The organism is Zhongshania marina (genome assembly GCF_002915595.1).
Taxonomy (GTDB): domain Bacteria; phylum Pseudomonadota; class Gammaproteobacteria; order Pseudomonadales; family Spongiibacteraceae; genus Spongiibacter; species Spongiibacter marinus_B.
Genome location: NZ_PQGG01000043.1, coordinates 1 through 23,767, shown reverse-complemented (window position 1 = coordinate 23,767; position 23,767 = coordinate 1). Strand labels below are relative to the sequence as shown.

Annotated in this window: 21 protein-coding genes; 9 read left to right on the top strand and 12 right to left on the bottom strand. The window is 47.1% G+C overall.

Going from position 1 to position 23,767, the window contains the following annotated elements; all coding sequences use genetic code 11:
* Positions 1-653: 653 nt before the first annotated feature.
* Positions 654-1,055: a GNAT family N-acetyltransferase gene (locus C0068_RS18530; RefSeq protein WP_103685963.1), complete on the bottom strand. Its 402-nt coding sequence runs from the start codon at positions 1,053-1,055 to the stop codon at positions 654-656.
* A gap of 819 nt (positions 1,056-1,874) precedes the next feature.
* Positions 1,875-4,298: an efflux RND transporter permease subunit gene (locus tag C0068_RS18520; RefSeq protein WP_103685962.1), complete on the bottom strand. Its 2,424-nt coding sequence runs from the start codon at positions 4,296-4,298 to the stop codon at positions 1,875-1,877.
* Between the two features lie 209 nt (positions 4,299-4,507).
* On the opposite strand from C0068_RS18520, the gene C0068_RS18515 reads away from it, so the two are divergent.
* Together C0068_RS18515 and C0068_RS18510 are read left to right on the top strand one after the other, a co-directional pair.
* Entirely contained in the window at positions 4,508-5,302 is a 795-nt protein-coding gene (locus C0068_RS18515; RefSeq protein WP_103685961.1) for an outer membrane lipoprotein-sorting protein, read from the top strand.
* A gap of 14 nt (positions 5,303-5,316) precedes the next feature.
* Positions 5,317-6,516 carry a hypothetical protein gene (locus C0068_RS18510; RefSeq protein ID WP_103685960.1) on the top strand — a complete coding sequence of 400 codons (1,200 nt, stop codon included), beginning with the start codon at positions 5,317-5,319 and terminating at the stop codon, positions 6,514-6,516.
* Positions 6,517-6,541: 25 nt separating this feature from the next.
* Here C0068_RS18510 and C0068_RS18505 read toward each other — a convergent pair whose 3' ends face one another.
* The 5 genes from C0068_RS18505 to C0068_RS18485 are packed head-to-tail and all read right to left on the bottom strand — an operon-like array spanning position 6,542 to position 11,507.
* Positions 6,542-7,072 (bottom strand): MOSC domain-containing protein, encoded by a 531-nt coding sequence (locus tag C0068_RS18505; RefSeq protein WP_103685959.1) that lies wholly within the window; start codon positions 7,070-7,072, stop codon positions 6,542-6,544.
* A 27-nt stretch (positions 7,073-7,099) separates the two neighbouring features.
* The gene (locus C0068_RS18500; protein ID WP_103685958.1) at positions 7,100-7,768 is read right to left on the bottom strand and encodes a TIGR04282 family arsenosugar biosynthesis glycosyltransferase; all 669 of its coding nucleotides are present in this window, start codon (positions 7,766-7,768) and stop codon (positions 7,100-7,102) included.
* Complete coding sequence (locus tag C0068_RS18495) at positions 7,761-8,468, bottom strand: TIGR04283 family arsenosugar biosynthesis glycosyltransferase (RefSeq protein WP_233208867.1); 708 nt, start codon at positions 8,466-8,468, stop codon at positions 7,761-7,763. Before C0068_RS18495 ends, C0068_RS18500 begins: the two co-directional genes overlap by 8 nt.
* 26 nt (positions 8,469-8,494) lie before the next feature.
* Positions 8,495-9,352 carry a DUF547 domain-containing protein gene (locus tag C0068_RS18490; protein ID WP_103685957.1) on the bottom strand — a complete coding sequence of 286 codons (858 nt, stop codon included), beginning with the start codon at positions 9,350-9,352 and terminating at the stop codon, positions 8,495-8,497.
* Position 9,353: 1 nt separating this feature from the next.
* The gene (locus tag C0068_RS18485; RefSeq protein ID WP_199176233.1) at positions 9,354-11,507 is read right to left on the bottom strand and encodes a dihydrolipoyl dehydrogenase family protein; all 2,154 of its coding nucleotides are present in this window, start codon (positions 11,505-11,507) and stop codon (positions 9,354-9,356) included.
* A 182-nt stretch (positions 11,508-11,689) separates the two neighbouring features.
* Here C0068_RS18485 and C0068_RS18480 point away from each other — a divergent pair, with 182 nt between their 5' ends.
* Positions 11,690-12,808: a diguanylate cyclase gene (locus C0068_RS18480; protein ID WP_103685956.1), complete on the top strand. Its 1,119-nt coding sequence runs from the start codon at positions 11,690-11,692 to the stop codon at positions 12,806-12,808.
* Between the two features lie 22 nt (positions 12,809-12,830).
* On the opposite strand, the gene C0068_RS18475 is transcribed toward C0068_RS18480, so the two are convergent.
* Positions 12,831-13,634 carry a DUF1223 domain-containing protein gene (locus C0068_RS18475; protein ID WP_103685955.1) on the bottom strand — a complete coding sequence of 268 codons (804 nt, stop codon included), beginning with the start codon at positions 13,632-13,634 and terminating at the stop codon, positions 12,831-12,833.
* 143 nt (positions 13,635-13,777) lie between these two features.
* Complete coding sequence (locus C0068_RS18470) at positions 13,778-14,248, bottom strand: Dps family protein (protein ID WP_103685954.1); 471 nt, start codon at positions 14,246-14,248, stop codon at positions 13,778-13,780.
* Between the two features lie 247 nt (positions 14,249-14,495).
* Between C0068_RS18470 and C0068_RS18465 the strand changes: the two genes are divergently transcribed.
* Positions 14,496-14,837: a hypothetical protein gene (locus C0068_RS18465; RefSeq protein WP_103685953.1), complete on the top strand. Its 342-nt coding sequence runs from the start codon at positions 14,496-14,498 to the stop codon at positions 14,835-14,837.
* Positions 14,838-14,920: 83 nt separating this feature from the next.
* Here C0068_RS18465 and C0068_RS18460 read toward each other — a convergent pair whose 3' ends face one another.
* Complete coding sequence (locus C0068_RS18460; RefSeq protein WP_199176231.1) at positions 14,921-16,219, bottom strand: acetyl-CoA C-acetyltransferase; 1,299 nt, start codon at positions 16,217-16,219, stop codon at positions 14,921-14,923.
* A gap of 218 nt (positions 16,220-16,437) precedes the next feature.
* Here C0068_RS18460 and C0068_RS18455 point away from each other — a divergent pair, with 218 nt between their 5' ends.
* On the top strand, positions 16,438-17,823 hold the full coding sequence (locus tag C0068_RS18455; RefSeq protein WP_103685951.1) for a 3-oxoacyl-ACP reductase: 1,386 nt from the start codon (positions 16,438-16,440) through the stop codon (positions 17,821-17,823).
* Between the two features lie 92 nt (positions 17,824-17,915).
* On the opposite strand, the gene C0068_RS18450 is transcribed toward C0068_RS18455, so the two are convergent.
* Positions 17,916-19,085: a hypothetical protein gene (locus C0068_RS18450; RefSeq protein ID WP_158250028.1), complete on the bottom strand. Its 1,170-nt coding sequence runs from the start codon at positions 19,083-19,085 to the stop codon at positions 17,916-17,918.
* 192 nt (positions 19,086-19,277) lie between these two features.
* The gene (locus tag C0068_RS18445) at positions 19,278-19,598 is read right to left on the bottom strand and encodes a hypothetical protein (RefSeq protein ID WP_146047928.1); all 321 of its coding nucleotides are present in this window, start codon (positions 19,596-19,598) and stop codon (positions 19,278-19,280) included.
* A gap of 279 nt (positions 19,599-19,877) precedes the next feature.
* Between C0068_RS18445 and C0068_RS18440 the strand changes: the two genes are divergently transcribed.
* The 4 genes from C0068_RS18440 to C0068_RS18425 all read left to right on the top strand — a co-directional run bounded on the left by C0068_RS18440 (position 19,878) and on the right by C0068_RS18425 (position 23,754).
* Entirely contained in the window at positions 19,878-20,801 is a 924-nt protein-coding gene (locus tag C0068_RS18440) for a WYL domain-containing protein (RefSeq protein ID WP_103685948.1), read from the top strand.
* Positions 20,802-20,871: 70 nt separating this feature from the next.
* Entirely contained in the window at positions 20,872-22,464 is a 1,593-nt protein-coding gene (locus C0068_RS18435; protein WP_103685947.1) for a type I restriction-modification system subunit M, read from the top strand.
* Complete coding sequence (locus C0068_RS18430; protein WP_199176230.1) at positions 22,461-22,823, top strand: restriction endonuclease subunit S; 363 nt, start codon at positions 22,461-22,463, stop codon at positions 22,821-22,823. The genes C0068_RS18435 and C0068_RS18430 overlap by 4 nt, the downstream gene beginning before the upstream one ends.
* A 55-nt stretch (positions 22,824-22,878) precedes the next feature.
* Positions 22,879-23,754 carry an IS982 family transposase gene (locus tag C0068_RS18425; RefSeq protein ID WP_103682565.1) on the top strand — a complete coding sequence of 292 codons (876 nt, stop codon included), beginning with the start codon at positions 22,879-22,881 and terminating at the stop codon, positions 23,752-23,754.
* Positions 23,755-23,767 lie beyond the last annotated feature (13 nt).

The following is a 23,767-nucleotide window of genomic DNA, read 5'->3' as shown; positions in this document are numbered from 1 at the left end:
GATGCCTGATTTTAGCAAAAAACACTGGTTTTTAAGAGAAAATCTACAGCCTCAACGCCTGCCGCAGCGGAGGCAAAACTCCGCGCCTTTTTGTGCAATGATGAGCGTAGCGATTGCACGAAAAGGCGCGGAATTTTGGATGTCCGCCTACCGGCTTGTTAAACCTTTCCCGTAAGCCATAGCCACTACCAGCGATAAAGCGACTCCGTGAATGATCCCAATGCCTACAATATCGATGCTCCGTTTCCAGGCAGCTATACCTGCCTGGCCCAATAGCCTTTCCTGCATCTCTGGCGTATTTATTGGCCACATAAGCGGCACAAACTGAAAATACAACCAACCAAAGAAAGATACTAGCGCAACATGCTTCGCCCACCTTTTGCCCGCCAATAAGAGCAGCCCAGATAGAAATAGGCCAACGTAGATTAAAGGATGAAGCAACGTAACAAATACTATTGGGTAATCATCTGTAGAAAGATAGCCAGTAATATTTTGCACAACATATTGGGTGCCAAAGAAGAACCCGTAAGCTGATAGTGTTGATGCCCCTAACTTTTGCACGAGATGCCCTTGAGGTTTAACGCCGCCAACACGCGCGTATTTTTTGTAAAGCCGTAGGCGGAACGAAAAATACGTCGCGGTGCTTGGCCTTGTTAGGCGATATCTTTGAAAAAATACAGTTCATCTACGCCGCTCAAATTTGCTTTTGAAATTGTGCCTGAGTGAATATAGCCACAACGCTCAAGCAAGCTCAACATGGCTGAATTGGAAGCCTCTGTTGAAATAAACAACCTTTTTCCACAATGCTTGAGTTCAATTGTTTTTATTAGCTCTAGAGCTAAACCTTTTCCCCGGAATTTTTGGGCGATAGCCAAATACTCGATGTATGGGCGGCCGAGCAACCCTTTTTTAGATTCAACCACAAAGCCAGCTACAGAGCCTGAGCAAAGAATAACAGTAAGGCGACCTTCATCAACTTCTGATTCACGGCTGCCAGAGAATGGGTTGATCTCTTCAATCGCAGCGACATCAGAAAGAACTCCTGCTCTAATCATAGCTTTAGCCTAACAGTGAATTCAAATGCGTTGCGCTTTATAACTCGTGTACATAGCGAGTCTAAGCATTGAGATGATTAAGCAGGATAATTCTATGTGAATCAGGGCGATAGTAAGTCTCAAATGATTTTTTCATTTGCGTGCATCCTGCATTTGATGTGGAATCCCTTGGCTCTGATCATAATCACTTCTAAATAAAAATCAATTACTTAAGAGAACCATATCGGGATTAATGAGCGCAATGTTGTTGAATACGGGTTTGACAGCTAATGTGACGCTGAAGCCAGCCACACCGATCGTTAGTAGGGGTACTTTCTGGCTCACTGAGATACCAATCTCTTGCCAAGCTATGCATCATGCCCTCGATGATGCGATGCATGTTTTATGAGGCTCTCTGCAGTAATTGAAAAAGTTTCGTGTAAGCCTTCTATCATTCTGAGAGCCAGTGGTCGTTTACGCGCCAAAATTTCATAGACTCGGTTTTTGCGACCAATCGCTGGGACAAGGTCTTCCGCTGGATCAGGAAAATCTATTGGCTAGTGTCCCCGTTCATTCGTCATATTGCTTATGTGTACCAAGGAAACGAATGTAAACCAGTCAATATGGATAGTTGTTCCAAACGCCCAGTCGATACTTGTTGCCGACAATGCTGAGCTGGCGCTTGAGAATTTGGCTTTCATCTCATTCGGGGACGACCAATTCGCCTTTAATGTCTCTCTATACTAAGCCATTCTGGGCTCAATTAAATCCCAGTACGCCGGAGAGGTCGCCCAAATTGTATTGCGTTAGCAAGCTACCTCAGCAATGTCGGCATCAGGCCTACGAGCTTGTCTTACTCGCAGGCACAAACTCTGGGCCGAAGGGTTTGGTAATCATCAGCAGCGCCGGCATAAACAACATGTCAGCCAGTAATGCGACGCTAATGGCGACACTTAGCAAGATACCAAAGCTAGAAATAATGGCGAGCTGAGACAGCAAGTAGCAGGCGAAGGCACCGAGCAGGATAATGGTCGTAATCACCAGCGCCGGCCCTACATCGCGCATAGAATCTGCCAAAGCCGTGCGGTAGTTACCACTGGTCAAAAAGCAGCGCCTAAATCTAATAACCAAGTGCAGGGTGTCATCCACCGCGATACCGATTGCAATGGTAGCCAGCAGCAGCTTCATATAGTCAAGATGAATACCCAGCCAACCCATCAAACCCAGCACGACAACAACCGGCGCCAAGTTTGGAATCATCGCCAGCATACCAACCTTCACGGAGCCAAATGCCACACAAAGGAAGCCCGCCACCATCACAAATATCAGACTGTAGCCAATCAATTGGGTGTCGGCAATATACTCCCCCATTTTGACCCACATTAGGCCAATACCTGTTTTGCGTACCGTCGCATTGGGGATCGGGTTCTCGGCAATATAGTCGTCGATGGTGGCAAGCAGTTTAGTAATTTCAGCAGAGCCGCTCATTTCAACCCGCATTTCCAGCACTGTGCGGCTGTAGTCTTGCCCAACAAACTCAGCTAGCTCCTCGCCCCCAGAAATTTCATAGACCAAGAAATACTGCGCGGCCATATTCCTATCATCAGGTAAACGGTACCAGGCTGGATCATCGCCGTGAAAACTGCGGTTAAGGTCTTTTTGAATATCGACCACCGAATAGGTTTTCTTCACCAAGGGCTGCGCTTCGGCAAATTGTTGAATGCGGTCAATCGCGTGCAAAATTTCGGGGTTTTTAACGCCTTCCGGCTCATCGGTATCAATAATATAGGTGACATTTAAAATACCGCCCATCACACTTTCTGCGAGCTCGGTGTGCTGGCGCCACTCTACATCGGGTTTAAAATCTTCTAGGAAGTTAAAGTCGACCTTAACCAGACTCAGCCCAGCCAAAAAGAACAGCAAAATTGCGGTGCCAGCACCTAGCAATGCCTTGGGGTGATTTAAATTAAGCGAAATACAGCGCTCAACAAGCCACAGAATACCCGGCTGCACCGCCGGCCCTTTCTTCTTAGTGACCTTTGCCGTATCCGACTTACCCGACGCTAAGGCAACCACCAACAACGTCATAGACAAAATAAAGGTAAACATCACCCCAGAGGCCGCGTATAAGGCCATTTCGCTCAGCACTTTTAATTGCGAAACTGTCATCACCAAAAAGCCAACCGCCGTGGTGATCGACGCCAACATACAAGCGCCACCCACTTTGGAGATTGCGGTTTTTACAGCGACTTTACGGTCGCCGGTTTCCCCATAGGCGCGCTGAAATTCCAACAAAATATGGACGGATTGCGCCACCCCAACGGCACACAAAAGGGTGGGAACAATACCGAAGAATAAACCTAGCACCCAGCCAAAAGCGCCCATCACCCCCAGCACCATAACAATGCTAAGCACTACCACCGCCAAGGGGCCAAAGAGACCGAGCAAACTGACACGGAAAAGTAAAAAAGACAGCACCGCTAACATCGCCAGCGTAACCAGCGTACCTATTGCGGAATCTTCCATAAACACGTGGTTATAGGCCGAGTTCATCGGCACATCGCCGGTGATAAAGAATTCTATGCCGGCATATTCTGGACGCGCCATGATCTCGCGCAATTTATTGTCACTGACCTGTGGGTAAAGGTTTTCTAGCTGATTTCCCTTGGCTTCGTCGTAAATGATATCTTCCAGCGGATCTACGCTGCTGCGCTCCATTTCTAAAATGATCGCGGCGTAATCGGCTTTTTCATTTATTATGTAATCAACATATAGGGGACGGCTTAACACCTCTTCCCGCAGCTTTAATAGCGCCTCTTGATCCTCTGGGAAATCCAGCATCAACTCATCGACGTTAATTGAGTCGCCGTCAGCGCGAATAAACTCCACCGTCGGCAAGCTAATCACGTCCCGCACATAGGGCACTTCATCCTCAAAGGCCTGCGCTAAATGAGCAATCTGCCCCATCGCCTCGTAATTAAACGGCCCATGTGGACGATCAGGCACTCGGTAAATAATGTATGTCACTTCGTCTGACAAAAACTCATCTAGGTATTCGGTGTAAGACAAATACACCGGATCGCTTTTATCAAAGTAGGCGTCCAAGCTATTGTCAGCCTGCACCTTGCCGGCAAAGTAAGTACCCAAACCCAGCATCAATAGCGACAACAGCAAAACAATTAGACGGTGATTAACCGCCCAGTCAGCCACATTGCCAAATACCGCGTCTACGCGATCGACAAACTTATTTTCCGTAACAGCCATCAGCTCTAGCACTCCCTATTTTGCTTATTATGAAATTCTGTAAACTCGGTATTCAGCTACGCAACAAAGCGGTAGCGGTAACTCTAATCAATCAAGCCTAAAGTTTTCGTCAAGAGAATTTGATTTATCAGGCAATTATGCTTTAACTTGGCGCATATAAACAATAAGCATTAGATTTATCCAAGCACCGACACTATGGAGCACCTAGCGTGACAATAAAAACGTTTACCGCAAGCATCCTATGCTCACTGAGCTTAGTCCTGTCCCCTTCATTGAGCGCAGATGATGCGCAGGACAAGGGGCTAGCAATCGCTAAAGAGATGAAAAGCCGCGATCGCGGCTGGGTCGATAGCAGCGCCGACATGGAAATGGTACTGCGTAGCCGAGGCGGAAGAGAAACCCGCCGCGAGATGCGCATATTGTCGCTGGAGGTACAAAACGACGGCGATAAATCGATGACCATCTTCGACAGCCCCAATGACGTTAAGGGCACCGCTTTCCTCAGTTTTACCCATAACAATGCCGACGACGATCAATGGCTTTATTTGCCAGCCTTAAAGCGCGTAAAACGCATTGCCTCTAAGAATAAATCTGGCCCGTTTATGGGTAGCGAATTTTCCTACGAAGACCTCAGCTCCTTTGAGGTAGAAGAGTACGACTACCGCTGGCTTAGAGACGAAGAATTGAATGGCGAGCTGTGTTTTGTGGTAGAAATTATTCCCCGCGACAAATACTCTGGCTACACGCGAGAAATTGCATGGATAGATCAAGAGCACTATCGCGCGATGAAAATTGAGTTTTACGACCGTAAAGAGGCTGTACTAAAAACCCTTACCCTCAGCGATTACCAACTGCATTTAGACAAATTCTGGCGGCCAGCAAAACAAACAATGCAAAATGAGCGCAACGGTAAAACCACCGAGGTGCTTCTGCGCAATTATCAGTTCCGCAGCGGTTTAGACGAGCAGGACTTCACAGAAAACAGCCTCAAGCGCGCACGTTAATACTGGTTTACATGATGAACACCAAACACCTTGCAACCATCTTGTGCGCTGGCCTATTGGCATCACCAAGCCACGCTGAATTCCTTGGCTACGTCGGCCTCCAAGCACGGGCTTTTCCAAGCACAGCAGCCGATCCCGCACAGGGCTCAGAGACTATTTCGGGGGTACTCGCCCCCGAGTGGTATCAGCAGTGGAACGACGGTGACGACAGCTTCAATATAAAGGCCTTTTACCGCTACGACAGCCAAGATGAGGAACGCAGCCACGCCGACCTGCGAGAGTTTTACTGGCAGCACGTGGGCAACAACTGGGAGCTAAGCGTTGGCGTAAACACTATTTTTTGGGGTGTAACTGAATCTCAGCACCTAGTCGACATTATTAACCAAACCGACTTTGTAGAAGCGCCAGATGGCGAAGACAAGCTGGGCCAACCAATGATTCACTACGCCAGCATCCAAGACTGGGGCGTGGTCGACGTTTTTGTACTGCCAACTTTCCGCAGCCGTGAATTTGCTGGCGAAGAAGGCAGGCTGCGCTCCATCCCACTTACGGTAAACAATCGCGAGCAATATCAATCCGACAAAGAAGACGAGCACATTGATTACGCGCTGCGCTGGAGCCACTACCTTGGCGACTGGAATATTGGTCTGTCGTGGTTTCAAGGCACCTCCCGCGAACCTATCTTCATACCGCAGGCCACCGCAACAGGAATTGTTTTAACGCCCTACTATGCGCTCATAGAACAAAGCGGTATCGACGCACAATATGTCAGCGGCAACTGGCTGTGGAAACTTGAGGCCATTTATAGACGTGGCATTGGTCATTCATTGGCTGACGATTTTGCCGCCAGCACCGCCGGTTTTGAATACACCCTGACAGGTATCAACAGTCTATTTTGGGATTTAGGCCTGCTGTTGGAATATTCCTACGACTCAAGACCGCGCCTAAACGCGGGACCGTTTCAAAACGACATCTTTGTCGGTGGCAGACTCAGCTTAAATGACATCGCCTCTAGCGAAATACTATTCGGCTATAGTCAGGACGCCGACGACCCAGATAGCCGATCTGTGTTTATGGAGGCTAGCACCCGCCTTGGCGACAGCACCCGCGTTACCGCGGAACTGTATCATTTTCACAGCGACGACCAGCAAGACCCTATCTACTCGCTGCGCAGAGATAGCTATATTGAGTTGGGCCTAGAATATTATTATTAAGGAAACGCCATTTACACCAGCATCTTTAATATAAACTCAATTGCCGCTCTTGATACTGACTGGGCGGCAAATAAACCACCTCATCACCACAGCTTATTTCGCCCGACTCTAAAATCTTTGCGCATAAACCACCATAACCCAACATTGCTACCAAGCCGCCCTTACCCAGCGCTGCCTCCATGCGCGAACAGGGATGACACTGCGCAGTAGCCTGAAACACCGCCGAACCAATTTGAAAATACTGGTGCCGCAATGCATTAAGATTAATGCCAGACACCAGTAAATTGCGGCGCAAAATATCCGAAGGAATATGCGCAACACCAAGGTTGTCTGCTATCGCGCGAATAAACTCCACACTGATGATACTCACCTGCCTAGCAGAACCTTTGCTACCCTCTAAACGACGATCCCCCTGCAAACCTCGGTCAGCAATGGCAATGGTTTTTCCCACCGACACCATTGCCACCTTGCGGGCAGGGCGCAGACCAATCCACTCGAGTTTTCCCGCAGGAAGATCCTCTAAAAACCGAGAAATTAAGCGCCCCTGTGCATTCATTGTTCACTCTCAATTTACGTTAAAAATCTAAGCCCCAAGCGTAGATTCTGGCCAGTCCGACGGCAGATAAGCAAGGTCTTCTGCTACATCAATATCATGTACCAGCTTATACTCAGCGCAGCTCATTCCACACTCAGCCAAACGCTGCCGAGTTAAATCCGCAACCCGATCAGTACTCCAAGGAATGTCCGCAAAAACACTTGCTTCGACCTTTCGCAAACCTATTAAAGCATAGCCACCGTCCGCACATGGCACCAAGCAAGCGTCATGAGCTTGCAATGCGGTTGCCGCCCAATACAAAACGGATGCATCAATCTCCGGGCAATCACTACCCACGACAATCACCGCACAGGCGTCTACCAAACCCCGCTCAAATGCGCAGGCCATACGCTCACCAAGGTCTTCACCCTGCTGAGCGTATCGCTCAAAATTATGCGGAATGTTTACACATCGCCAATGCGGCGATTCCGGCTCAGGGCTCATCCATAGGCTACTCTTAACCGTCACGCCATCAACCTCCGTCACAGTCGCGCAATTGCGTATAATATTTAGCAGCATTTTCTCAGCCAGCGCCGCCGCAGCATCCGCGCCTAGCGCTGGTATTAAGCGTGTTTTTGCGAAGCCGGCTAGCGGCGCCTTGGCAATGATCTGAACACGAATTTTCTGGGAAACGACCTCGGAACTCACACTAGTCATAGCGTTTTACCAATTTATTCGGAGAAACACCCAGCCAATACATAAAGCGCAAACGCCACATTAAAAAAATAGTTTTCCATACCCCGCCTTTCTCCCAGCGACGACCGGAGGTGCTTATTTTTAACGCTAAACAGGCTGGCGAAGACAGTTTACGAAGGCGCGCAGACAAGGCAATATCTTCCATTAGGGCTTGATTTGGGAAACCGCCAAGCTGCTCAAACATTGCGCGCTTAACAAATATACCCTGATCTCCCGTCGCAATACCGGTGAGCCGCGAGCGCCAGTTCATGCAAAAGGCAATCACCAAAAACATCACGGAATTACCACTAATACGAACATCAAAACGACCCCACAAATGCTTTTTCAAGGCAACAAGCACCGCCTCAAAACCACCGTCGGCAATACTACTATCGGCGTGAAGAAACAATAAATTGTCTGCCCTTGCTTCCGCTGCGCCAACATTCAGCTGCCGCGCTCGGCCGCGTTCGCTCTGAAGACAATCAAACCCCTGTTCACAGATCAGCTGCCTTGAATTGTCAGTACTACCGCCGTCGACAAAGATCACTTCAAGGGGGTAATCAGATTTAGATATTTGTCGACGCAATACCGCGAGTAATTCCGGCAGTACTTGAGCTTCGTTTAAGACGGGAATAACCACGGACAAAGCCGGAATGGGGCTAGCGTCTAGCACGAAATTCACAGCCCCACACAAGCACTCTAGAACAATTACTGCTCGGCAATATCATTCAAGCTCCAATCATAATCGGTATAAGCAATACCTAAGCTACCGTCACGCAAGTGCTCAGATACCGACTTGCCGTTCACAATAATGACAGGCCCCGTTTTGCCGAGGTCTAAGGCATCTGCATAACGTCCCAAAAAGTTAGAAACAGAATTTATCCCGCTCCAACCTTGCTCAAAATCCTTTTTATACCAATCAAAAATCGGCGAGACATGCAGTTCAGCATTAAGATAATAATTGCGACTGCGATCACTTAAAAAATTGCGAGTTACTAATTCTAGCTGTGCATCTAATTTTTCTGCGGTGTAAGCGCGATTTAGCAAAGCGGGACAACCAATACTCGCGCAATTAACCGCAAAATGAATACGCGGTTCATTGTAACGACCAGAACCTCGAATCAGCGTATGCTCGATATTATCTAGACTTCGGGTTTCTCCAAGTAAATTAATAAACTCCTTCTTCCACGGCGAACTAAAAAAAGATCCCAAGTCTTTTATCGATTTAATATCAGGGTAGGCCGATAGTACAAACTCAATTGTCCACGCATTGTAGGCATTAATAAGAAATGCCAGTTGCTGATCCTTAGTCCAAGAATCAAATTCACTGCGACTTACCGCCGACATACTCGCCAAATAGGCTTGCAGTACTTTTTGATTCTTTTGAAATGCACTGTAATCCACACGGCTAGCCTGCCCGTCTTGAATCATTACAACATGCCGCTGTAATAATTTATCCCACGTTTGGTGGGAGAAATCAGCGGCGAATGCCTGAGCTGCTAACAAGACTAAACTGACACTGATAAAAACACGCCTGATAGCATTTATAATAATTTTCGTATTCATATTAACCTCTTCGCCATGCGTGGAACCTAGCCAACAAGCCTAAGGCCCACTGCGGTGCATGTGCTTTTTGCCACTCACCCGCCACGTATTTATTTGCTTCTGACATACTAGGATAGCTATGAATAGTCGCCAGAATTTTCTTAAGACCAATACCGTGCTTCATGGCTAAAACATATTCTGCCAACAACTCCCCCGCTTGGGCACCAACAATGGTCACCCCTAGAATGCGGTCTTTATTGGGCACTGTGAGAACCTTGATAAAACCCTCCGCCTGACTGTCGCAGATTGCGCGATCAAGATCGTCAATACCGTAGCAACTTAGTTCATACTTAATATTTAGCTTAGTCGCCTCAGCCTCGGTCAAACCGACGCTTGCCACCTCGGGATCCACATATGTCACACGGGGAATGATACTGTAATCAACTTTAAATTTCTTAAAACCACCAAATAGCCCATTTACCGCCGCATACCATGCCTGATGGGCCGCAACGTGGGTAAATTGGTAGGGTCCAGCGACATCGCCGGCAAACAATATATGTGGGTACTGGCTTTCTAGATACTCGTTCAGTTTGATTGCGGAAATATCAATACCCAACTCTTCCAGGCCATAGCCCTGCAAACGCGGTTTGCGTCCAACAGCACAGAGCAAAGTATCGAACTCAATACTGCTTTCACAGCCACACGCATCGCTCACAATCATGCGTTTTTGCTCGCCGTCGATTTCACAGCGCAGGGCGCGACGATCAGTAACGATGTTCACGCCATCATCCACCAAGGACTTCGTAATCGCCGCCGACACATCTTCATCTTCTCGATACAAAATGCGTGGCAGCATTTCTAGCTGGGTAACACTTGATCCAAGTCGCGCAAAACTCTGAGCTAATTCGCAGCCAATTGCCCCACCCCCTAATACCAATAAGCGCTTTGGCGCCTCACCAGATTGAGTCAGCGCATCCCAAAGCGTATCGCTAGTTAGATAGCCAACCTCTTCCAGCCCCGGCAGCGGCGGCACCGCAGGCTCAGCACCAGCGGCAATTATAATGGCTCGCGCTGTTAGCCTTTGCACTCCGCCACTGTTTAGAGCTATTTCTACCGTCCACGGATCAATCAGCCGCGCATAACCCTGCACCACATCAACACCAAGTTCGGTGTAGCGTGCAACGCTATCGTGGGGCTCTATTCGAGCAATCACATCGTTAATCCTCGCCGTAATGCGACGAAAATCAATTACCGGCTCAGATCCACTCAAACCATAGCGCTCGCCGTGGCGCTGCTGTGCAGCTAGCTTTGCTGTTTTGATTAAAGCCTTGCTGGGTACACAGCCGTAATTTAGACAATCACCACCCATTTTGTGTGCTTCAATTAAAGTCACCTTCGCTTTTACTGCTGAGGCAATATACGCGCTAACTAAACCAGCGGCGCCACCGCCAATAACAATAAGGTTGCGATCAAACCTCTTAGGGCGTGAATACTTAGCTTTTTTGGCTCTCTCGCTTAACCACGCCAATATTTTTTTTGCGATTAAAGGAAAAATACCAAGCAGCACAAACGAGAAAAGTAACGATGGAGACAAAATTCCCGACAAATTTTTCAGCTCACTAAGCTGACTACCGGCATTCACATATACCAAGGTGCCAGGCAACATGCCTAGCTGACTAACCCAATAAAACTGCCGGATTTTAATTGGCGTTAAAGCCATTAACATATTAATTAAAAAGAAAGGAAAAACCGGCACTAGCCTTAAACTGAAAAGATAAAAACCACCTTCACGCCGCACACCATCATTTATGGTTTTAAGACGATCGCCAAATCGGCGCTGCACCGAATCTTTTAATATAAATCTCGTCATTAAAAATGCCAGCGTGGCACCAAGGCTAGATGCAAAGGACGCAAGCACCAGCCCCCAAGCCAAGCCAAACACACCACCTAGCAATAATGTCATCACTGCTGCACCAGGCAGTGATAACGCAGCGATCAAAACATAAGAAACAAATAGTACTGCCGCCAATACTAGCGGCTGCTCTAGTCGCCACGCAGCCAAATCCAGTTGTAACTGCTTCGCCCCCTCAAGACTCAAATATTGATTCAGTCCCAAAGCAAAGAAACCGGCAACAACTAGCGCGATTACAACTAAAAATCCCAGTTTCTTTATCATTCCACCCTCTTGGTAATCTCTAAGCACATGGCAATGTCCGACTCAAACCTTACGTCCAATTACGCCTATTGGACTCGTCGCGACGCTATTTTTATTTCTACCTAATTAAGCTACACTCAATAACGACGCCGTATAACAATAAACAACACGCCAACACTACTATTGTCAACAAATGGACTCCGATGACCAGTAGACTTGCTCCTCTTAAAAAGGCACTGCTTGATCCGTGGCTTCCACGCCGACCGGGGTCTACTAATATTCAGAAATACCGCGACCAATTCGTGGTTAGCACCCTACTCAGCACCTTCTTATTTATTGTCATTACCACCATCCTAAACCACGTTCTTTTTGATTTCTCTGCCAGCGGCAAAACCTTATTCGGTATATTTTCTGCCCTTACCGCGGTAGGCACGGTATCAGCCATGATGATACTCAAGTTAACAGGTCGACGGAGCCTGGCCCTAAACGTGTTTATATGCACATTAGGCATCGCATTATTACTCATTACACTGCAATCAGGCGGCCTACACTCACCCGCTAACCCCACCGCCATCATTTTTCCAGTACTCGCAACTATGGGCATTGGTGCGACCGCAGGATTCATTTGGACGGTGCTGATCTTTTTAGCTGGCTGCACTTTATTTTACGCAGACCTGCAGGGCATGCACTTTGCAAATTTTATTACCCAAGAAAAGCTCGGATTTGCCATATTTTGCGGTTTGTTTACTGCAAACTCCTTCATTATGTTCATTACTATGTATTCGGATATTTCGCTGCGAACACTTAGAATTAAATTTGAAGAAGAACATAATAGATATATTCATTTAGCCCTGCACGACAGCTTAACCGGCATTGCCAACCGACGTCACTTTATTAACGAAATAGAGCGCGCCATATTCAACGCAAAATTAGTTGGCACGCCATTCAGTGTTTTATTTTTTGATCTTAATCATTTCAAAAAAATTAACGACAGCGTCGGTCATCATATTGGCGACGGCGTACTCATCGAGTTTGCCAAACGCCTGCGCGAAAACACCCGCGCCAGCGATATCGTAGCGCGCCTCGGCGGTGATGAGTTCAGCATATTATTGCTAGGCTTAAACGACATTGACGTTATAAAACAAAAAATTTCTTCGTATTCCGCAGCGCTTTTGCCACCAATACATATCGAAAACGAGGAGTATCATATCAGTGCCAGCATTGGCTATGCTGTTTATCCCAAACACGGTAGTGATTATGAATCACTACTAAAAGCAGCGGATCAAAATATGTACGCTGCAAAGCGCGGCAAAACCGACTAACGCAGTTGTCGCCCGCCACACACTATAAATACCCTGCAACGGCTTGCACGATAGCAGGAGAGTCCCCTTCTGACACCCACACAACTAAGGCAGATTTTTGCTGTCCTTGGTCTGGGATATTTGGCGCAGCAATGCGCTTACTCAAGGTTTTCTGACCTTCGTCGCGGAGCGTATATTCAAGGTGGGACAAGACCACAAAGTCATGGCGAAGTACGCGACCGCGATTTTCTCCGCGACGTACATGCGTCTCTAAGCCCATACCCAGTACTGCTACATGCAACCGCAAACCCTTGGCTTTTAAGTTTATTGGCGTATAACTCGTCGACATTAGCTGCGAATCTTTCGGCCATTGCACGGTCAAAACTCCCGCTGGCTGCTTTGTCGTTGGCAGCTGATCTGGTTTGACACTCCGCCCCCGACTAAACCATCCTCGCCACTCGCGGTTATTTACCACAAAGCCCGGCGTATAAACCTGAGATAGTAGTCCTGCAGCACTCATTTCCCGCTGACGACGAGAGTACTGCGGTGAAGAAAAGCGGTCCTTCCACCCAAACTGGTTCCAATAATCCACATGAAATGCCAAGGGGATAAGTCGCGTAAATATATTGGGATCATCACTTAGCTCCGACAACCATGCATCAGCGCTAGGGCAACTGCTGCAACCCTCAGAGGTATACAGCTCAATGGTAGTCGCTGCCTCGCTACCACTGCGCAACTCAATCGCTTGCACAGCGCAAGCCCACAGGCTGCCAATCAAACATCCCATTGTGATAAAACTGCGCCCAAAACCCATACGCACCTCTAACTGCTGTAAATTAATTTCCACCGCTAGCAAGAACTGCGGTGCACAATAAGCAGACGCGCAACATCACACTGCGTTACAGTTATCACAAAATAGCAAAGAAGAAGTCTTGGAAATAAGCAGGAAAAGCGACACTACTGCTGGTGTCGCCATAAAAGAAATACTATTTATTTATTGATGGCACGCAGCATCCACGCAGTTTTCTCATGGATTCGCATACGATCTGACACCAATGAGGCTGTTGACTCATCCTCAGCCTCCTGCGCCAGCTTTAGCACCGATCGACAGGCTTTAACGACTTGCTCATGCCCCTTTGTTAGAATATCTACCATCGACTCCGCATCTGGCACGCCGTCGGTTTCTTCAATAGAACTCAGGCGAGAAAACTCCTTATAGGTACCAGGAGCAGCTACGTCTAAGGTTCTAATACGCTCGGCGATGTCGTCAACTGCGGCCGCTAACTCGGTGTAATGCTCTTCAAACATCAGATGTAAATCTCGGAAGCGGGGGCCGGTTACATTCCAATGAAAATTATGCGTTTGCAGGTAAAGAGTATAAGAATCTGCCAATAGCACCTTTAAACCGCCGGCAATTTGTTCACGATTCGCTTCGTTAATACCTATATCGATAGCTTTCATACACATTCTCCCTTTGGTGGTTTCAATCACTCAGCCCTGTATAAGCGATGAATAAAGCTTAACAACAGCCTGACCATACATAAAATATTGGTTTTCAATACATTCAATAGTCGATAGCTATGACAAAACACCTAAGGATGAGTTCAACCTTAGCGCCTCACTGCAGACAATCGACCTTGAGCCCAGCGACTAAGGCCGTTAAGCTGATACCACAATTCTTCATTACATTACGCACTTGGGGTACGACATGGCTTTATTGAACGGATGCAATAATCGACGCTCTCGACTCGCGCTTTTTAGCATCAGCCTTATCACGCTATTTGCAATTAGTGCTTGTACAAGCACGCCGAAAGACGCTCCCTCACCACCTGATATGCAAGGTGGCTTCACCCAGTGCGAATCACCACGCCCTCAAATGTGCACCCGAGAATACCGCCCAGTCTGTGGTCATATCGATACCGGCATACGTTGCGTCACAGCGCCTTGCCCCTCTGAACGCCACCAAACCTACGGCAATGCCTGCGGCGCCTGCGCCGATGAAAAAGTAATTGGTTACGAAGTAGGTGATTGCGCTAGTTACGGTAAATAGCAAGCCCAATTTACCGGCAAACAAAAAGGCCCCAAGCGCAAGCTTGGGGCCTTTTTATTAGGCAGCACTTATAAACAGAAGGTTTAACGCTCAATAATCGCCGTAATGCCCTGTCCGCCAGCCGCGCAAACTGAAATCAATCCACGGCCACTGCCTTTTTCTTCCAACATTTTTGCTAGCGTTGCAACAATCCGACCTCCGGTTGCGGCAAAGGGGTGACCTGTCGCCAAAGAGCTACCGTTCACGTTCAGCTTGCTGAGATCAATGCTACCCAGCGCGCGATCTAGCCCGAGCTTTTCTTTACAGAACGACTCATCCTCCCATGCTTTCAACGTCGCCAAAACCTGCGCAGCAAAGGCCTCATGAATTTCGTAATAATCGAAATCCTGTAGTGTCAGCCCCGCCTTTTCTAACATACGCGGCACTGCGTAAGCAGGTGCAAGTAGCAGACCCTCTTTCTCTGAGGCGCCATCCTTACCGAAGAAATCCACCGCCGCCGTTTCAACAATGGTTAAATATGCGCGCACTGGCAAACCGCGCTCTTTAGCCCACTCTTCGCTGGCCAGCAATACCGCCGAGGCGCCGTCGGTAAGGGTAGAAGAATTACCCGCCGTTAAGGTGCCCTTGCCGCTTTCTTTATCGAAAGCCGGCTTTAAGCTCGCGAGCTTTTCAATGGTGGTATCTGCACGCAAAATATTGTCTTTGCTCACGCCATTAAAAGGCGTAATCAAATCATCGAAGAAACCGCGATCATAAGCGGCACCCAAATTCTTGTGGCTTGCACAGGCCAGCTCATCTTGCTGGTCGCGGGGGATTTGCCACGCCTTCGCCGTCACTTCAGTGTGCTCGCCCATCGACATGCGGGTACGCGGCTCAGCATTGGCGGGAATCAACACACCCACATCTTTCGGGCGCAATTGCAAAAAGGGTTTCACACGCTCACCAAAACTACGCGCCTTGTTCACCTGCAATAAGATTTTACGCAAGCCTTCGCTAACACCGATGGGAGCATCTGAGGTAGTGTCGACACCGCCAGCAATACCGGCGTCTATTTGACCAAGGGCAATTTGATTGGCAACGACATTCACTGCTTGCAAACCGGTACCGCAGGCTTGCTGAATGTCAAAACATGGCGTGTTTGGATCAAGCGAGGTACCCAATACCGACTCGCGGGTTAAATTAAAATCTCGGCTGTGTTTCATGACGGCACCGGCAACAACATCGCCAAGACGCACATCTTGCAAATTATAGCGCTGTACCAAGCCCTCTATTGCGGCTGTTAACATTGCCTGATTGCTCACGCCAAAGTAGGCCGTGTTGGAGCGGGCAAACGGAATTCGGTTACCACCAATGATCGCAACGCGTTTAATTGCCTGTGACATAATCTGACCTCAAAATCGTACAAAGAGTAATGTGGGCGCAGTTTAGCAAGCCTGACCGCGCCGGCATTGGCTGAATCGACCGCCCTGCAGGTCTGCACTGTCAATCACCTTATGACGCAGTAAGGCTACAATGCATCAATAAGGGAACTGTGTGTCCTTTCCACAGCAACAATGTAAACCGAATTTATGTCATTAACACCCCTGACGGAGATCTGAGTATGAGCGATAGAATCGAAAAGCTGATTAATTCGGCGGCAGGTAAAAAACTGCTTGGCGCAATGGGTGTCACCGTAGCAACGGATTTACAGCGTTACAATACCAGCCAAACTAGCTACTTTGCGGGTGCCGTACTCTTAGGCGCTGGTGAAAATGCAAAATTGCTCCCCAATATTCAGACCAACCTTAAAGATAGCGACGCGCAGGTGTTTTACAGCCCCGACGCTGCGGCGCAACTCGCTGGCGATGCTGACAGCAATGCAAGTAGCGAACGCTATCAGGCCTTGATATTTGATGGCAGCGGTTTCGTAGATGCAACTGAGCTGGTATCTGCCTACCGCTTTTTTAATGCCAATATCCGCAAATTGAAAAGCAGTGGCCGCATCGTGATCCTCGGCCGCCCCCATCTGCAATGTAATACCCCAGAAGCCGCCGCAGCTCAGCGCGCACTAGAGGGCCTAAGCCGCTCACTCGCTAAAGAAGTTGGTGGCAAGGGCGCAACCGCGCAATTAATTACCGTAGCCGAAGGTGCTGAAGCCAACCTCGACAGCAGCCTGCGTTTTATTTTATCGCCTAAGTCTGCCTATATAAGCGGCCAAGTCATTAAAGTGCGCTCGGCTGACACCGCCGCAATTGCCGATTGGCACAAGCCACTAGCGGGGAAAATTGCTCTCGTTACCGGCGCCTCACGCGGCATTGGTGAAGCTATTGCAGACACCTTGGCACGAGACGGTGCAACAATTGTCGGTGTCGATGTGGCGCCCATGGAAGCAGACTTAAACAAGGTCATGGCACGCTTAAATGGCAAAGCTGTGATTGCCGACATCACCAGCGCCGACGCACCAGCTAGTATTGCAAAAGCGCTTAGCGAACTCGGCGGCGCCGATATTATCGTTCACAATGCCGGTGTTACCCGCGACAAAACCATTGCCAATATGAATGAGCAGCAGTGGCAGATGACATTGGACATTAACCTAGCAGCAGCCCAGCGTATTACTGCAGAGCTACTCAAAACCAACACCATCAATGACGGCGGTAGCATCGTCGGTGTATCGTCAATGAACGGTATTGGCGGCCAACGTGGGCAAACCAATTACGCGGCATCAAAAGCAGGCGTGATTGGCTATGTTGATTTTATGGCGCAATCCAAAGAGCTAGCGGATAAGAACATTAGTGTTAACGCAGTTGCGCCGGGCTTTATCGAAACCGCCATGACGGCAGCGATTCCTCTGTTTACCCGCATGTTCGGTCGCCGCCTTAACTCGCTGTCGCAAGGCGGTTTGCCGGTAGACGTAGCTGAAACAATTTCCTTCTTCGGCAACCCTGCCTCACGCGGCGTGAGTGGTAACACGGTTCGCGTGTGTGGTCAGTCTTGGTTTGGTGCGTAACGCTTTATAAACACACGCTTTTTACACAATAGTGAGAGATTCCTCACTATTGTGTAAATAAAAAAGCATACCGAAACAAAGTGAAATAATACTTAGTTACTAATCAACAAATCTAGCAATAGCTCCCGTCCACCGGCTTGTTGATTAGAGTCCGCACCCCATGCATATACAAGCATTCGGCTTCCGGCCCACCCTGATATATCTATACTCAAAATCCCGTCTACCGGCTCCAACTGTTCTTTGGTTCCAAAACCAAACTCGACATAAAAGAGCATTGTATTTGGCTTATCGACTGCACTGTCCGTCAACTTTGTAAGCTCACAATTAGGACGTAGAAGTATATTCGCGTTACTTGCATTTATTCTGCCATTCGTTCGAGTGAGCAAAGCGTTATTCTCGATTACCGGATTGCAATTCACGTCAGGCACGGTAAACCCACTACTCAGCACATCAAAAGAGCCGCATGCATCTAAAGTAGCCGCGCCATATTCATTCGTGGCCACGCAATGATTTAGGTAATAGCGTCCCTCTGCCAACTGAAAATGCTCAGCGATATTTGTAATAAACACCTCGGTGGGCTCATTAAAAGAACTACGCTTAAAATCGTCAATTTCAGATTTCTCAAGCTCAATTTCTGCAATAGCGTATCCTTCGCGGTTAGAAAGCACAGCCTGTACTTCATCTGCATTGTAAACTGACAATCTAATATCTTGAGAAGGGTATCCTAGCTCGTAGCTTGGCAACGCAAGCTGCCAATCAGAAAACACAGGTATTGGCTCACGGTTTGACGCATCACTAATGAGCGCCGCAACATCTTTTTCACTAAACCCCGATTCTAATTCATAGAAAAAACCTAAGCCCTCTGGGCTTGTTGAAACTTGTGGCAAAGCATCTACGCCATCCGTCACCGAATGAAAGGGTAAATTGGCACAAATACCAATTGCGGCTCCCTCATAGGTCTTTGCGATCAAACAATCGACGGTATTTCTTAGGTGATAATAAATTTCTAGTGGACCAATGACTTGATCGAACTGGCCGGAATTTCGTATTAACATTTGTGCCTCTAGCCACGTTGGCTGAGAGCTAAGCTGTTGTTGACTATCACCGCCATTACCGCCGCCACCGCAAGCAAATAGATTAATTAACAAAACAATTAGCGATGATAGCTGCAAATTCTTCAGTCCCTTGCTACCTCTATACCTCACGGCCAATTTACCTCCGACATAATAAACACTTCGATACTTCCCTGTTGTAAGGGTCATTCTAATGCCAATATGTCAAAAATTCATGGCTGATTTAGCAAGCTCACAGAGAAATTGCCTTAAAAACTCTGACACGACACGGATACGCTCCCGCCGCTTATGTCATCAGCACACGGGAGGCACTCAGAAAATATAAGAGGATAATAGCTACAATAAGTCTTGAGATTATTTATTGCGATTCATATTTAGCCATTAAAACTCAATAGACAACCTAGCATTTATGGTACGCGGTGCATTAAATATATAAATAGATTGCACCTCACCAGTTGGAAGGTCCCGTGAGCCACCGCCAATCGGCGCTGTCTGGTCACGAATATTTGTTACATTAATAGACAGTTGCGGCCGGAAACTCCAACTATCCACCGAAAGAGAAATCCCGCCATTCAATGTCGCGAAATCATTTACCGGCTCAGTCTGGGCAAGGTCGCCAAAGTTTTTCCCGATGTAGCTATACACTGGTTCGGGTAGCACATTAATCACTGCTATCAGCAATGGCACAAAACAAGCTTTCACGCCGATACATGAGTGACAATTGCAATCCAGATCAGAAAGTTGCCGCTTAGTCTTCCCTACAAAATAATCTATGATAGGATGAAACCTAATAAAATTAATTAGGTTGAAGCCTATTCAGTGTTTTATGGCCATCTGTCCAGCTTCAACCAGTAGAGATTGATTAGTCATTGCGGATAAAGAGCAGCTTTATGCCATGCCGTTCAATGTGATTACGCGATGTCTGACCGTACTTTATAAACAGAGTTTTAAGAAACTGATTGAATTGGATAAACAAGACGCATGACAAATGATGGTCTGAAACAAACAGTAGTGGCGAAGCCAGATAGGCTTTCGCAGATAGCGCAGTTGCCACAAGCAACCAGGGATCGCATTGCCCACATCGATTTCACCTTATTGTTTAAGGGAGAAGCGGTACGGGCAGACTTAGTCGATCGTTTCAGCATAGCAGCTGCACAAGCAACGAAAGACTTCACAATGTACCGAGAGCTTGCACCAGGCAACATTGAGTATGATCAAAAGCTCAAGTTGCACAAGCGCGGTGAAGTATTTGAACCCCTGTTCGACTATGACGTTGTGAGAACGCTGGCAACGATTAGCCAAGGGTACGGCGATGGCTTTACTGGAAAGGTAAAACCACCGCTGGCCTGTGAAGCGCCCTATCACCTTAACAAGCCGAGTTTATCGATAGTGGCGAAAGTCACGGAGGCCATACACAAAGGCAAAGCCTTGAGTATCACCTATGTGTCGTTATCGAGCGGTGAAACAACGCGTGAAATTGTACCGCATACGCTGGTGGACAATGGCTTGCGCTGGCACGTTCGTGGTTTTGACCGCAAGCATGGTGAATTCCGTGACTTTGTGCTGACAAGAATTAAAGCAGCGATTGTGCTTGAAGACTCCACTTTGTCTGAAGCCGAGCTCGAAACCCAAGACCGGCAATGGAACCGATTTGTAGAGCTGGAGTTAGTGCCGCACCCACGCATAAAGCACAGCGAAGCGATTGAACTGGACTATGGCATGAAGGATGGCGTGATGAAGGTTGAGATTAGAGCGGCAACCGCTGGCTATTTGCTTCGCCAATGGCATGTGGACTGTACAAAAGCACACAGCCTTCAAGGCCCTGAATACCAGCTTTGGTTAAAAAACACCCCGACACTTTACGGAGTAGAAAATTTGAATTTAGCCCCAGGCTTTGACGGATGATGTTCGACGACAGTAAATCATTCAGCAACCAATAAACGAATTATGACGAATTAAAAGCAGGAATTAACAAATGACCCAGTTACAACAAGACGCAAGGCAACAACGTGCCGAACTTCAACGCCAAATATGGGCGATTGCAAACGATGTAAGAGGCTCAGTGGATGGTTGGGATTTTAAGCAATATGTACTGGGTACGCTGTTCTACCGTTTTATCAGTGAAAACTTTGTCAACTACATCACAGGCGGAGATGAGAGCGTTAATTATGCTGCCATGTCTGACGATGATGAAAACATCAAGTTTGCTAAAGAAGATGCCATTAAAACCAAAGGCTATTTTCTTTACCCTAGCCAGTTGTTTAGCAATGTAGCGGCTAATGCACACAAAAACGAAAATTTAAATACGGATTTGGCAGCAATTTTTGCTGCAATCGAAAACTCAGCCAATGGCTATGATTCAGAAAAAGACATCAAAGGCTTGTTTGCGGATTTTGATACCACCAGTAATCGTCTGGGTAATACGGTAGAAGCAAAAAACAAACGCCTGGCAGCTGTGTTAAAAGGCGTGGCTGGTTTAACCTTCGGTAATTTTGAAGGCGGTTTTGAAAATAACCAAATTGACTTATTCGGTGATGCCTACGAGTTCCTGATTTCAAACTATGCCGCCAATGCGGGTAAATCCGGTGGCGAATTTTTCACCCCTCAGCACGTTTCAAAATTGATCGCACAGCTGGCCATGCACGGCCAAACCAGTGTGAATAAAATCTATGACCCTGCGGCGGGTTCGGGCTCGTTGCTGTTACAAGCTAAAAAGCACTTTGATGCACATATCATTGAAGATGGTTTTTTTGGTCAAGAGCTCAACCATACCACTTACAACTTGGCGCGTATGAATATGTTTTTGCACAACATTAACTACGACAAGTTTAATATTCAGTTGGGTGATACCTTAACCGAACCGCACTTTTTGGACGACAAACCGTTTGATGCCATTGTCTCTAACCCGCCTTATTCAGTTAAATGGATTGGTAGCGACGACCCAACCTTAATCAACGACGACCGCTTTGCGCCCGCTGGTGTACTTGCACCCAAATCAAAAGCCGACTTTGCCTTTGTGCTTCATGCACTCAGTTACCTATCAAGCAAAGGCCGCGCAGCCATTGTTTGCTTCCCTGGTATTTTTTACCGTGGTGGTGCTGAGCAAAAAATTCGTCAGTACTTGGTTGACAACAACTATGTTGAAACCGTGATTTCATTGGCGCCTAACCTGTTTTTTGGCACCACTATTGCCGTGAATATCTTGGTACTGTCCAAACACAAAACCGACACCACCACGCAGTTTATTGACGCCAGCGGCGAGGCGTACTTTAAAAAGGAAACCAATACCAACGTAATCACCAATCAGCACATCGAAGAGATCATGAACGTGTTTGCCAGCAAAGAGGACGTGGAGCACTTTGCCAAATCCGTTGATTTGGATGTTATCGCAGGCAATAGCTACAACCTTTCGGTAAGCAGTTATGTGGAAGCGAAAGACAACCGCGAGCTAGTGAATATTACAGAGCTTAATGCCGAACTTAAAACCACCGTTGCTAAAATTGATGCGCTTCGCAGTGATATTGACGCCATTGTAGCGGAAATTGAAGGTGAGGAGGTTGAAGCATGAGTCACTTGAACTATTTAGAGAAGCTATTAGAAGGCGTGGGTACTGAATGGCAAGCTTTAGGTGATTTAGTAACATTACGCCGAGGGAGAGTTATGTCAAAAGGGTTCCTGTCTGAAAATACAGGAATATTCCCTGTTTATAGCTCTCAAACAGCAAATGATGGAATGATTGGCTCAATCGACACTTACGATTTTGATGGTGAATATATTAGTTGGACCACCGATGGCGCTAATGCGGGCACTATATTTTATCGTAAAGGGAAATTTTCAATTACAAATGTTTGTGGTCTCATGAAGATCATAGATGAAAACCTTTTAAACTATAAGTACTTACCCGTAGTGCATTTAGGAAGGAGGTAAGTTACTCACCCTCATAAAGAGGTTATCATTAGTTTACGAGAAAAATGGTAACGAGATGAGTAACTTACACAGCGTTTATAGCAAAATTCTGTCTCTTTTGCACGAAATTGAGCCAGCCGATAATTTTTTGAATCAAATCAGAACACCTAAGCTAAGCGATAAGGAGCTACTCGCGCTCAGTCTTGCAGCTGAAACACTGGGCATTGATTCAGAACACTTTTTGTTCAAACAGCTGCCTGCGTGCATCAATGGGAAAATTGAGCGCTCCGTTTATAACAGAAGAGCGCGAAGGTTGAGTTTTAAATTAGAAGAAATCAGAAGCGCTATTGTCACGCGATTAGATGTTGATAACGATATAAATATTGTCGATAGCATGCCATTGGAAGTGTGTAAAATGAGTCGATCTAATCGCAGTAAAATTTGCCAAGAATTTGAATCTAGCTCGCCAGATTTTGGTTTTTGTGCAGCACAAAATATGCGCTACTTTGGCTATAAGTTACACGCGGTTTGCTCACCGAGTGGCGTGTTAAAAATGTACGATATATCAAAGGCTTCGGTTCATGACATCCATTACCTAAACGATATTGAAGGCCAGTTAAACAATTGTGTTTTGATTGGCGATAAAGGGTATTTGAGCAGAGTTTGGCAAACAGATTTATTTTCATCAAGTTGTATCAATTTGCAAACACCGATGCGAAAGAACCAGAAAGAGTTTAGAGACTTTCCGGCTAAATATCGTAAAGCCAGAAAGCGGATCGAAACATTGTTTTCACAACTTTGTGACCAGTTCATGATACGGCGGAATTATGCAAAATCGTTCAAGGGTATTTCGCGCAGAATTGTGACAAAGATAGCGTCCCTCACATTAATTCAATGGTTCAACCAACGTGAAGGGAATAAATTAAACAACCTGAAAGTGGTCATTTCCTAAATGCACCACGGGT